At 72.6% G+C, this 11,293-nt stretch carries 10 protein-coding genes and 2 riboswitches; of the genes, 6 read left to right on the top strand and 4 right to left on the bottom strand.

Features of this window, described 5'->3' with window-relative positions:
- Window positions 1-50: 50 nt before the first annotated feature.
- Window positions 51-851, bottom strand: a complete 801-nt coding sequence (locus ACIQNU_RS08560) for an SDR family NAD(P)-dependent oxidoreductase (protein ID WP_401362796.1) — start codon at window positions 849-851, stop codon at window positions 51-53.
- A gap of 132 nt (window positions 852-983) precedes the next feature.
- On the opposite strand from ACIQNU_RS08560, the gene ACIQNU_RS08555 reads away from it, so the two are divergent.
- Entirely contained in the window at window positions 984-1,628 is a 645-nt protein-coding gene (locus ACIQNU_RS08555; protein ID WP_401362793.1) for a TetR/AcrR family transcriptional regulator, read from the top strand.
- Window positions 1,629-1,714: 86 nt separating this feature from the next.
- Window positions 1,715-1,948, top strand: a riboswitch (cobalamin riboswitch).
- A gap of 167 nt (window positions 1,949-2,115) precedes the next feature.
- Window positions 2,116-4,434 carry a 5-methyltetrahydropteroyltriglutamate--homocysteine S-methyltransferase gene (gene metE / locus ACIQNU_RS08550; RefSeq protein WP_401362791.1) on the top strand — a complete coding sequence of 773 codons (2,319 nt, stop codon included), beginning with the start codon at window positions 2,116-2,118 and terminating at the stop codon, window positions 4,432-4,434.
- A 94-nt stretch (window positions 4,435-4,528) separates the two neighbouring features.
- Here the strand turns inward: metE and ACIQNU_RS08545 are convergent, their stop codons facing one another.
- On the bottom strand, window positions 4,529-5,287 hold the full coding sequence (locus tag ACIQNU_RS08545) for a CbtA family protein (protein ID WP_401362788.1): 759 nt from the start codon (window positions 5,285-5,287) through the stop codon (window positions 4,529-4,531).
- Between the two features lie 22 nt (window positions 5,288-5,309).
- Complete coding sequence (locus tag ACIQNU_RS08540; protein WP_389887354.1) at window positions 5,310-5,531, bottom strand: CbtB-domain containing protein; 222 nt, start codon at window positions 5,529-5,531, stop codon at window positions 5,310-5,312.
- A gap of 35 nt (window positions 5,532-5,566) precedes the next feature.
- A riboswitch (cobalamin riboswitch) is annotated at window positions 5,567-5,752 on the bottom strand.
- 142 nt (window positions 5,753-5,894) lie between these two features.
- Between ACIQNU_RS08540 and ACIQNU_RS08535 the strand changes: the two genes are divergently transcribed.
- The 4 genes from ACIQNU_RS08535 to ACIQNU_RS08520 all read left to right on the top strand — a co-directional run bounded on the left by ACIQNU_RS08535 (window position 5,895) and on the right by ACIQNU_RS08520 (window position 10,997).
- Window positions 5,895-6,227, top strand: a complete 333-nt coding sequence (locus ACIQNU_RS08535; protein ID WP_401362786.1) for an antibiotic biosynthesis monooxygenase family protein — start codon at window positions 5,895-5,897, stop codon at window positions 6,225-6,227.
- Between the two features lie 96 nt (window positions 6,228-6,323).
- Window positions 6,324-8,033 (top strand): ABC transporter ATP-binding protein, encoded by a 1,710-nt coding sequence (locus ACIQNU_RS08530; RefSeq protein WP_401362783.1) that lies wholly within the window; start codon window positions 6,324-6,326, stop codon window positions 8,031-8,033.
- Entirely contained in the window at window positions 8,030-9,823 is a 1,794-nt protein-coding gene (locus ACIQNU_RS08525) for an ABC transporter ATP-binding protein (protein WP_401362780.1), read from the top strand. Before ACIQNU_RS08530 ends, ACIQNU_RS08525 begins: the two co-directional genes overlap by 4 nt.
- Window positions 9,824-9,920: 97 nt before the next feature.
- Window positions 9,921-10,997 (top strand): iron-siderophore ABC transporter substrate-binding protein, encoded by a 1,077-nt coding sequence (locus ACIQNU_RS08520; protein ID WP_401362777.1) that lies wholly within the window; start codon window positions 9,921-9,923, stop codon window positions 10,995-10,997.
- 83 nt (window positions 10,998-11,080) lie between these two features.
- On the opposite strand, the gene ACIQNU_RS08515 is transcribed toward ACIQNU_RS08520, so the two are convergent.
- Window positions 11,081-11,284: an MbtH family protein gene (locus tag ACIQNU_RS08515; protein WP_401362774.1), complete on the bottom strand. Its 204-nt coding sequence runs from the start codon at window positions 11,282-11,284 to the stop codon at window positions 11,081-11,083.
- Window positions 11,285-11,293: the final 9 nt, after the last annotated feature.

Raw genomic sequence — 11,293 nt, 5'->3', positions numbered from 1 at the left:
GGGCCCCGTACGGCAACCGCCTTCTGTTCCAGGTGAGTTGACGGCGTGCGTCAGACCGCCGACCAGCCGTTGTCCACCGGCAGGATCGCGCCGTTGATGTTGCTCGCCGCCGCCGACGCCAGGAAGACGATGACGGCCGCCTGTTCCTCGGCCTCCGCGACACGGCCGACGTTCGCCATGTAGGCGGCGAGTACGCCCGGACCCGTGGCCCCGGGGACGGGGTCGACCTGGATGCCGGTGGCGGTGCCGCCCGGGGCTATCGCGTTGGCGCGCAGCCCCTTGTCCCGGTACATCACGGCGAGCGACTTGGTCAGCCCGGCCACCCCGTGCTTGGAGGCGGTGTAGGCGGCACCGGCCGCGCCGCCGCGCAGCGAGGCGGCGGACGCGGTGTTCACGATCACGCCGTTCCCCCGGGCCAGGAGATGCGGGAGGGCGGCGCGGGTGAGGAGGAAGGGCGCCGTCAGATTGATCCGGACGACCCGCTCCCACTCCGTGTCGTCGGTCTCCCCCAGCGCCGACATCCGGTCCATGACCGCCGCGTTGTTGACCAGGACGTCGATCCCGCCGAAGGCGTCCACCGCGGAGGCGACCAACCGGTCCACCACCGACTGGTCGCTGAGGTCGCCGGCCACGGCCAGGGCGGTGCCGCCGGCCGCCTCGATCTCGGCGACCGTCCTGTCCGCGCCCGCCTCGTCGATGTCCGCCACCACCACCCGGTCGCCCTGCGCGGCGAAGAGCAGGGCCGCCGCCCGCCCGATGCCCGCGCCGGAACCGGCCCCGGTGACCAGGACGCTGCGGCCGTGGGCACGGTCGGACGTGGTGGTGGTTGCCGCTGATGTGTCGTCACTCATGGTGTCGCGCTCCTTGTCTCGACTTCCTGTCACTCCGTGACCATAAGTCGCACCGTGCCGAAAATGCTAGAGTCGCCCTTGCGGAACGGACCCGGAAGGGGCCCCGCGTGGGAGAAGAGAAAGGGGACGCCCGTGCCGGCCAGTGAGTCGACGGCCGCCCGGACAGGGCGTCCACCGCTGAGCGAGCGGCGCCGGCAGCAGACCCGCCTTGAGGTGGCGAACGAGGCGGTACGGCTGTTCGGCACCCAGGGCGTCGCCGCCACGTCGGCGGAGGAGATCGCACAGGCGGTCGGCATGTCGGTACGCACCCTGTGGCGGTACTTCGCCAGCAAGGAGGAGTGCGTACGGCCGCTGCTGACCGTCGGCATGGAGGCGATGGCGGCCCGGCTGCGCGCCTGGCAGCCGGGTGCGCCGCTGATCCCGGCCGAGCCCTCGGACGACTGGTTCGACACCGACGCCGGGAAGCTGGCCGGGATGCGGGAGATCGTCCGTCTCACCCGCGACGAGCCGGCCCTGCGCGCGGTCTGGCTCCAGGCGCACCACGACGCCGAGGCGCTCTTCACCCGGGCGCTCGCCGAGCGCGGCGGGCACGACCCCGCCGCCATGGAACCGCGCGTCCAGGCCGCGGTGATCAATGCGGCGCTGCGGGTCGCCGTGGAGGACTGGGCCTGGCAGGCCCCGCGGGCGGAGGAGTCGACGGAAAGGGTCGTGGCCGGCATGCAGCAGGTCATGCGGCGCGCCCTGCGGATCGCGGCGGCGGGCCTGCCGGACAGCTGAGCCCCGCGCGCCCGCCCCGGTCCCGGGTGTTCCAGCTCACCATCCGGATGATGGACCTGTCCCTGTGCTGCCGTGTGGGACGCCGTAGGCTGGTCGGTGCAGTTGGTTCGCCCCGTCCGCCAGGCGGGAGGCGTCGCAAGAGGGAACCCGGTGGGAATCCGGGACTGCCCCGCAGCGGTGAGTGGGAACGACCGCCGTCATACGCACTGGGCCCGGTGAACAGGGTCTGGGAAGCGACGGCCAGTAGGTGTCCCGTACGGAGTCCGTACGGCTGGACGCGCCCGCGAGTCCGAAGACCTGCCAGCCGCCCGCGTACGACCCGATCGTGCGCGGACATCCCGGTGACCTCGTGGGCGGGTCGGCGTACATATCGGACGGACGACCGCGCTGTGCCGCGTGAGGTCGTTTCTCCGTCCGGTCCGTCACCCCTTCGCGCTCGCGTCCCGTCGCCGGGATCTCAGGGATTCATCTCGCGAAGGAGATCTCCGTGACCAGCAGGACCGCAGCCGCGGCAGCACGGGCCACCGTGTACGGCTACCCCCGCCAAGGCCAGGGCCGGGAGTTGAAGAAGGCGATCGAGGGCTACTGGAAGGGCCGGGTCACCGCCGACGCCCTGCGCGCCACGGTCGCCGGACTGCGCCGCGCCAATTGGCAGGAGCTGGCCGGGACCGGCGTCCACGAGGTGCCGACCGGTGACTTCTCGTACTACGACCATGTGCTCGACACCACCGTCATGGTCGGTGCGATCCCCGCCCGGCACCGTGCCGCCGTCGACGCGGACGCCCTGGACGGCTACTTCGCCATGGCGCGGGGCACCCAGGACGTGGCGCCGCTGGAGATGACGAAGTGGTTCGACACGAACTACCACTATCTGGTGCCCGAGTTGGGCCCCGGCACGGTGTTCACCGCCGACTCGACCAAGCAGGTCGCGGAGCTGAAGGAAGCCCTCGCGCTCGGGCTCGACCCCCGCCCGGTGCTCGTCGGCCCCGTCACCTACCTCCTGCTCGCGAAGCCCGCCCCGGGTGTGGCGGCGGACTTCGACCCGCTGACCCTCCTCGACCGGCTGCTTCCCGTGTACGCGGAGGTCGTCGCCGACCTGCGCGCCGCCGGCGCCGCCTGGGTCCAGTTCGACGAGCCCGCCCTCGTCCAGGACCGCACCCCGGCCGAACTGAACGCCGCCGCCCGCGCCTACCGCGACCTCGGCGCCCTCACCGACCGCCCGAAGCTCCTTGTCGCCTCCTACTTCGACCGGCTCGGCGACGCGCTCCCGGTCCTCGCCAAGGCTCCGGTGGACGGTCTCGCCCTGGACTTCACCGGGTCCGCCGCCGCCAATCTGGACGCCCTGGCCGCCGTGGGCGGGCTGCCCGGCAAGCGGCTGGTGGCGGGGGTGGTCGACGGCCGCAACATCTGGGTGAACGACCTGGAGAAGTCCCTGGCCACGCTCGGCACCCTCCTCGGCCTCGCCGACCGGGTCGATGTGTCGGCCTCCTGCTCCCTGCTGCACGTGCCGCTCGACTCCGCGCCGGAGCGGGACATCGAGCCGCAGATCCTGCGCTGGCTCGCCTTCGCCCGCCAGAAGTCGGCCGAGGTCGTCTCCCTCGCCAAGGGCCTGGCCCAGGGCACCGACACGATCGCCGCCGAACTCGCCGCGAACCGCGCCGACCTGGCGTCCCGCGCGGGCTCGCCGATCACGCACGACCCGGCCGTACGGGCCCGCGCAGCCGCCGTCACGCAGGCCGACGCCCGCCGGTCCGAGCCGTACGGGGAGCGGGCCGCGGCGCAACGGGCCCACCTGGGGCTGCCGCTGCTGCCGACCACCAGCATCGGTTCCTTCCCACAGACCGCCGACCTGCGCGCCGCGCGCGCCGATCTGCGGGCCGGGCGCATCGGCGCCGCGGGCTACGAGGAGCGCATCAGGGCGGAGATCCAGGAGGTGATCTCCTTCCAGGAGAAGACCGGTCTGGACGTCCTAGTGCACGGCGAGGCCGAACGCAACGACATGGTGCAGTACTTCGCCGAGCAGTTGACGGGGTACCTGGCCACGCAGCACGGCTGGGTGCAGTCCTACGGCACCCGCTATGTCCGCCCGCCGATCCTCGCGGGCGACATCTCGCGGCCCGAGCCGATGACGGTGCGCTGGACGACGTATGCCCAGTCCCTGACCGACCGCCCGGTCAAGGGCATGCTCACCGGCCCGGTCACGATGCTCGCCTGGTCCTTCGTCCGCGACGACCAGCCGCTCGGCGACACCGCACGGCAGGTCGCCCTCGCGCTGCGCGACGAGGTGAACGACTTGGAGGCGGCGGGGAGTTCGGTGATCCAGGTCGACGAACCCGCGCTGCGCGAGACGCTTCCCCTGCGCACCGCCGACCGCCCGGCCTATCTGGCGTGGGCCACCGAGGCGTTCCGGCTCAGCACGAGCGGGGTGCGTCCGGCCACGCAGATCCATACGCACATGTGCTACGCCGAGTTCGGGGACATCGTCCAGGCCATCGACGACCTCGACGCCGACGTCATCAGCCTGGAGGCCGCCCGCTCTCACATGCAGGTCGCGCGCGAACTCGCCGCCCACGGCTATCCGCGGGAGGCGGGCCCCGGCGTGTACGACATCCACTCCCCGCGGGTGCCGAGCGCGCAGGAGGCCGCCGAACTGCTCCGTATCGGGCTGAAGGCCATTCCCGCCGAACGGCTGTGGGTCAACCCCGACTGCGGCCTGAAGACCCGCGGCTGGCCCGAGACCCGCGCCTCCCTGGAGAACCTGGTCACCGCCGCCCGCACGGTCCGCGGGGAACTCCCCGCGAACTGATCCCGGCCCCGGCCGACCGGGGAGGGGGCTTCGGGCTCCCTCCCCGGGTTCCCCTGCCCGGCTTCCCCTGCCGGGTATCGGGAGAGGTCAGTTGTCAGTTGGGTGCGGTGGCCGGCTCGCCCGGGGTGACCCTCGCAGGCCTCGGGTGGAGCAGCCGCTCGGCCAACTCTCCGAAGACCAGGCCGAATCCGCCCCACAGGGTGATCTGCATGGCCAGCGCGGACACCCGGAACCGCCACAGCACGGTGGCCGGGAAGTCCGCGGGCACCTCGTTGACGACGGGCAGGAACGCGTACGCGAGTCCGATCGCGACCGCGAAGGCGGCCAGGGCGGCGACCGTGGCGTACCAGGTGCCCAGCCTCGGTGCGAGGCGTTTGCCCAGGAGGGTCGCGGCGACCGCGAGGAGGATGCCGAGGAGCATCATCAGGAGGTACAGGGTGGTGCGTTTGCCGATGGTGTCGCCGTTGCCGACGGCGGGCGGGTTGGCCGGATACTTCAGGAACGGCACGACGTACACGGCAAGGAGCGCGCACCCGGACAGGAGCAGGGCGGTGGCGCGGGCGCCGAAGCGGCCGACGCGGCCGAGCGCGAAGCAGTAGGCGAGGGCGGCGATACCGCCGAAGGCGATCCCGTAGATCAGGACGCCGGTGGCCAGACCGGCGGTGGACTGGAGGGAGCGCGAGACGAGTTCGACCTCGTGCTCGTGCCCGGAGGCGTGGGCCTCCTCGAAGCCGATCGCCCTGTCGACCATCGGTTCCCCGAGGAAGTAGGCGACGACCAGGGCGAGCACACCGGCGGCGAGACCGGCGAGCATGCCGCGTACGAGGAGATTTCTTACCGTTGCGGAGTTCATGTGGGTCCCGGTGTCCCTTGCGTCAGTGGCAGGGGAAGCCGAGGAGGTGGCGGGCGTCGTGCACCCACTCGTGGACGTCCTCACCGGAGACCACGGCGGTGGCACCCTGCTCGGCGCCGACGAAGTACAGCAGGACCAGCATCAGGATCCCGAAGAACACCGCCCACGGGACGATCGCGCCGATCGGCAGCTTGGCGGGCAGAGCGGGGGTGGTGACGGCCGGCGGGGCGACATGCTGCGCCATGGCGGGGCCTCCTCTGGGAGTTCGCGTCCCATCTCGGTGGTGCACTGGACGACGGCTACGGGTCTGACTCGCCCTCCCTCGTACGACGCGTCCAACTCATACAGCGCGTACGACTCGCACAAGGGGTGGCACACAGTGGCGCGACCGTTCCGGATTCTCACCGGCTTCCGTCCTGCCGTCGTCGATATCGCGTCGACGGTACCGCCTGGCGCGTACATGGCCAAGACCGGGCGTGACCGGGCACCACCCGCGGAAAGGGCCGTTCGGTGGGCGCGGCCGTTCGGCGGAATGCCGGGCCACACGTCTCGGCGGAATCCCGTACCGCACCCGCGCCCCCACCGCCGTAAGGGGAGAGATACGCGCATGACTGTTACCGTGACGATCGATCCCAGCCGCCCGGTGGCCACGCTCATCAACGTGTTCACCGTCTCCCCCGACCGTCAGGGCGAACTGATCGCCCTGCTCGCTCGCGCCACCGAAGAGACGATGAAGCATCAGCCGGGCTTCGTCCGTGCCAGCTTCCATGCCTCCCTGGACGGCGAGCGAGTCGTCAACTACGCCCAGTGGGAGTCCGTGGAGCACTTTCGCGCGATGCTCGCCGACCCCGAGGCCCGTGTACACATGGACGAGGCTTCCGCCCTCGCGACCGACGTCCAACCACGGCTGTTCCGGGTCGAGTCGACCCACTCGCCGTGAGGCCCTTCAGCCGGGCCACTCGGCCGGACCATTGACGCCCCCGCATTTACTTAGAGTAGCCTACCCTAAGTTGACCGGCTTCCGGAGGGTGGCGGGGTGGGACCAGGGGAATGGTCGAGGCGGGCTGTCCTGACCCGTTCGATCAGGGGACAGGCACGGCACCTCGGACTCGGTGCGGCGCTCGGGTGCGGGCACCAACTGGGGGAAGCCCTGGTGCCGGTGCTGATCGGTGTCGTCATCGACCAGGCCGTGGCCGGGCAGGACACCGGGCGTCTCGTGCTCTGGCTGGCCGTCCTGGCCGTGCTGTACGTGGGTCTGTCGTGGAGCTTCCGGCTGGGTGCGCGGGCCGGTGAGCGCGGCGCCGAGGAAGCGGCGCACACCCTCCGCCTGGCCCTGGTGCACCGGGTGCTCGACGCGCGCGGCGGCGCCGAGGAGGGACGGCTGCCGGGCGAGCTGGCGAACGTGGCCACCGAGGACGCCAAACGGGTCGGCGCGGTCAACATGGCGCTGCTGAACGGTGTCTGGGCCGTCGCCGGTGTCACCGCGAGCGCCGTGGCGCTGCTGCTGATCTCCGTACCGCTCGGCCTGATCGTGCTGCTCGGCACCCCGCTGCTGCTCTGGCTCGGGCATCTGCTGAGCAAGCCGCTGGAGCAGCGCAGCGAGGCCGAGCAGGACCGGGCCGCCCACGCGTCCGGGGTCGCCGCCGACCTGGTGGCGGGGTTGCGGGTGCTGAAGGGTCTGGGTGCCCGGCAGGCCGCCGTCGAGCGGTACCGGCGTACCAGCCGTGTCTCGCTCGCGGCCACCTTGCGCGCGGCGCGCGCGGAGTCGTGGCAGACGGGTCTGGTGCTGGCCCTGACCGGCGGGTTCATCGCACTGGTCGCCCTGGTGGGTGGCCGTCTGGCCCTCGACGGCTCGCTCACGCTGGGCCAGTTGGTGTCCGCGGTGGGGCTCGCGCTGTTCCTGCTCGGGCCGTTGGAGATGTTCGCCTGGGTGAACGCCGAGCTGGCCCAGGGCCGCGCGTCTGCCGCCCGGGTCGCGGAGGTGCTCGCCGCCGCGCCCGCCGTCGTGGGCGGGTCCGAGCCGGTGCCGGAACCGGTGCGCGGCGGGCTGCGGCTGCGCGGGGTGCGGCTCGGCGGACTGGACGGCGTCGACCTGGACGTACCGGCCGGGCTGCTCACCGGGGTCGCCGTGACCGATCCGGCCTGCGCCGACGCGCTGCTGCGCTGTCTGGGCCGTGAGGCGGACCCGGAGGCGGGCTCGGTCGAACTGGACGGGGTGCCGCTGACCCGGCTCGATCCGGCGGAGCTGCGGGCGGCGGTGCTGGTCGCCGCCCACGACGCGGCGCTGTTCGAGGGCTCCCTGGCCGCGAACGTCGACCCGGAGCACGGAACGGAGCGGGGCGGCCCGGATCCACGGACCGCGCGGGCCATGGCCGCCGCACGCGCCGACGAGGTCGCACGCTCCCTGCCCGACGGCACCGCCACCGAGGTCGGCGAGGGCGGCCGGTCCCTGTCCGGCGGGCAGCGTCAACGGGCCCTGCTGGCAAGGGCGTTGCGCGCCGATCCGGCCGTCCTGGTCGTGCACGACCCGACGACGGCAGTGGACGCGGTGACCGAGGCCCGTATCGCGGAAGGGCTCCGCGAGGTCCGGCGGGGGCGCACCACGGTCGTGGTGACCAACAGCCCGGCACTGCTCGCCGTGGTCGACCGGGTGGTGCTCCTCGACGCGGGCCGGGTCGGGGCCGAGGGCACGCACGCGGAGCTGGTGCGGGCCGACGCGGCCTACCGGACGGCGGTGCTCGCATGACGACACAGACCGGACCAGCGGCTCCCGACCGCACCCTGCTGCCCACGGCCACGCCCGCCCGCACCCGGGCCGCCGTCCGCGAACTGCTGCGTCCGCACCGGGGGTTGGCCGTCGCCGGGTTCGGCATGGTGGCGCTGGCCACCGCCGTCGGGCTGTGCACCCAACCCCTGCTCGGCCACATCGTCGACGTGGTCACCGAGAAGCGCCCGGCCGGGGCGCTCACGCTGCCCGTGGTCGCGCTGGCCGGGGTCGCGGTGGTGCAGGGCGCCACGACCGCGCTGGGCATGTTCCTGGTGTCCCGGCTCGGCGAGACCGCGCTCGCCCGGCTGCGGGAACTCTTCGTGGAGCGCGCCCTGTCGCTGCCGCTTGAGCGGCTGGAGAGCGCGGGCTCCGGCGATCTCAACGCCCGGGTCACCCGGGACGTGTCGCGGGTCGCCGAAGCAGTGCGCGGCGCCCTGCCCGAGCTGGCCCGCTCCGGGCTGTCGATCGTGCTCACCCTGGGCGCCCTCGCCCTCCTCGACTGGCGGTTCCTGCTGGCCGCGCTGGTCGCCGTGCCCGTACAGGCGCACACCGCCCGCTGGTACGTGCGCCACGCCGTCCCGCTGTACGCGAAGGAGCGGATCGCGACCGGGGCCCAGCAGCAGCAGTTGCTGGACAGCATCGGCGGGGCGCGGACCGTACGCGCGTACCGGCTCCAGGACGGCCACACCCGGCGGGTCACCGAGCGGTCGCGGGCGGCGGTGGAGCTGACGATGAGCGGGGTGCGGCTGGTGCTGCGCTTCTACAGCCGGCTGCACATCGCCGAGTTCGCGGGGCTGACCGCCGTCCTGGTCACCGGTTTCCTGCTGGTGCGGTCCGGCTCCGCCTCGGTCGGTACGGCGACGGCCGCCGCCCTCTACTTCCACAGCCTCTTCGGACCGGTCAACACCGCGCTGGTGCTGCTGGACGACGCCCAGTCGGCGACGGCCGCACTGGCGCGCCTCGTCGGGGTGGTGGACGAGCCGGCGCCCGCGGCCTCCGGGCGCGAGGACGACCGTACGGCCCCTGGGGGCGCCGCCCTGTCCGTGACGCTGACCGGGGTCTCGCACGCGTATGTGCCGGGCCGTCCGGTCCTGCACGACATCGACCTGGAGGTGCGGCCCAAGGAGCGGGTCGCGCTGGTCGGTACGAGCGGTGCGGGCAAGACGACCCTGGCCAAGCTGGTCGCCGGGCTGCACCACCCGGTGACGGGCACCGTCGACATCGGCGGCACCGCGCCGGACGAGTCGGGCCGGCTGGTGGGGCTCGTCACCCAGGAGGTGCACGTCTTCGCCGGACCGCTCGCCGAAGACCTGCGGCTCGCCCGCCCGGACGCGAGCGTCGAGGAGCTGCGCGAGGCGCTGGACACCGTGGGCGCTCTCGGCTGGGCCGATGCCCTGCCGGAGGGCCTGGACACGGTCGTCGGCGACGGCGGACACCGGCTCACCGCGGACCGCGCCCAGCAAGTCGCCCTCGCCCGGCTCCTGTTGGCCGACCCGCCGGTCGCCGTGCTGGACGAGGCCACCGCAGAGGCGGGCAGTTCGGGCGCACGCCTCCTGGACGAGGCCGCCGAGCGCGCGCTGCGGGGCCGTACGGCGCTGGTCGTGGCGCACCGGCTCAGCCAGGCCGCCGCGGCCGACCGGGTGGTCGTACTGAGCGACGGCCGGATCGTGGAGACCGGCACGCACGCCGAACTCCTCGCCGCCGACGGCGCGTACGCGTCCCTGTGGCACACCTGGTCCGGCAGCCGCTCCCCCGACGAACCCCACTGATCCCCTCTCTCCCCCGGGCCCTTGCCGGACACCCACCCCCCTGAAACACCCTCTCGACCCACCCTCCGCCCGACGCCACGAACAGAAGGATCACCCGATGCCCCGCGCCACCCGAGCCTCCCGGCTGACCGGCCTGCTCGCCTCCGTATCGCTGCTCTCCGCGGCGGCGGTCGGCTGCGGCTCCTCCGACCCCGATTCCGACTCCGGAGCTTCCTCGTCCGGTGGCTCCGGCTCGTCCGCCGCCGAGGGCGCCTTTCCCGTGACGCTCGACCACAAGTACGGCTCCACGACGGTGAAGTCCGAGCCCAAGCGGATCGTCACCGTCGGCCTCACCGACCAGGACGCGGTCCTCGCCCTGGGCAAGGTGCCCGTGGGGACGACGGAGTGGCTGGGCGGCTACAAGGGCGCGATCGGCCCGTGGGCCGAGGACAAGGCGGGCGGCGCGGACACGCCGACCGTGCTCAAGGACACCGGTACCGGGCCGCAGGTCGAGAAGATCGCCTCGCTCAAGCCCGATCTGATCCTCGCCGTCTACTCGGGGCTGACCAAGTCCCAGTACGACAACCTGTCGAAGTTCGCGCCGGTCGTGGCGCAGCCGAAGGAGTTCAACGACTACGGCGTGCCGTGGCAGCAGCAGACGGAGGAGATCGGCAAGGCGCTCGGCAAGGAGACCGACGCGAAGAAGCTGGTGTCGGACGTCGAGGAGAAGTTCACCGAGGCCAAGGAGGCCAACCCGGCCTTCGCAGGCGCCTCGGGTCTGATCGCGACCCCGTACGACGGCACGTTCGTCTTCGGCAGCCAGGACCCGCGCTCCCGGCTGCTGTCCAATCTCGGGTTCGCCCTGCCGAAGGACCTCGACAAGGTGATCGGGGACAAGTTCGGCGCCAACATCAGCAAGGAACGCTTCGACCTGCTCGACCAGGACGTCGACGTGTGGATAGTGCCCGACACCACGAAGGCGGTCACCAAGCTGCACAGCGACAAGGTCTACGCCGATCTGAACGTGGTGAAGCAGGGGCGCGAGGTCTTCGTCAAGGAGTCCAGCGACTACGGCAACGCGGTGTCGCTGTCGACCGTGCTGAGCATCCCGTACGTCCTCGACCGTCTGGTACCGCAGCTCGCGGCGGCGGTGGACGGCAAGCCCGGCACGAAGGTGGAGCAGCCGGCGTCCTGAACCGGAGGTGAGGGAGGAGGGGGACGGCCCGGTGTCGGGTCGGCCTCCTCCTCCTTCTTGTCCGCCTTCTTGTCCCCTGCGTCTCAGGAGCCGTTGACGAGGCTTTTCGGGCGCATGTCCGTCCAGTGGGTCTCGATGTGGTCCAGGCACTCCTGGCGGGCGGCCGGGCCGTGGGTGGCCGTCCAGCCGGGCGGGACGTCCACGAACTCGGGCCAGAGGCTGTGCTGGCCCTCGTCGTTGACGAGGACGTAGTAGGTGCCGTCGGGGTTCTCGAACGGGTTGGTCATGGCGGGGTC

Origin of the sequence: Streptomyces sp. NPDC091292, from assembly GCF_044757265.1 — a bacterium.
Taxonomy (GTDB): domain Bacteria; phylum Actinomycetota; class Actinomycetes; order Streptomycetales; family Streptomycetaceae; genus Streptomyces.
Note: the sequence above shows the minus strand (reverse complement) of the source record. Positions and strands in the feature narration are given on the sequence as shown.

What these genes read in the sequence shown, in the direction of transcription:
- ACIQNU_RS08560 (WP_401362796.1), bottom strand. Translation starts at nt 851, where the DNA reads ATGAGTGACGACACATCAGCGGCAACCACCACCACGTCCGACCGTGCC.
- ACIQNU_RS08545 (WP_401362788.1), bottom strand. Translation starts at nt 5,287, where the DNA reads ATGAACTCCGCAACGGTAAGAAATCTCCTCGTACGCGGCATGCTCGCC.
- ACIQNU_RS08540 (WP_389887354.1), bottom strand. Translation starts at nt 5,531, where the DNA reads ATGGCGCAGCATGTCGCCCCGCCGGCCGTCACCACCCCCGCTCTGCCC.
- ACIQNU_RS08535 (WP_401362786.1), top strand. Translation starts at nt 5,895, where the DNA reads ATGACTGTTACCGTGACGATCGATCCCAGCCGCCCGGTGGCCACGCTC.
- ACIQNU_RS08525 (WP_401362780.1), top strand. Translation starts at nt 8,030, where the DNA reads ATGACGACACAGACCGGACCAGCGGCTCCCGACCGCACCCTGCTGCCC.
- ACIQNU_RS08520 (WP_401362777.1), top strand. Translation starts at nt 9,921, where the DNA reads ATGCCCCGCGCCACCCGAGCCTCCCGGCTGACCGGCCTGCTCGCCTCC.
- ACIQNU_RS08515 (WP_401362774.1), bottom strand. Translation starts at nt 11,284, where the DNA reads ATGACCAACCCGTTCGAGAACCCCGACGGCACCTACTACGTCCTCGTC.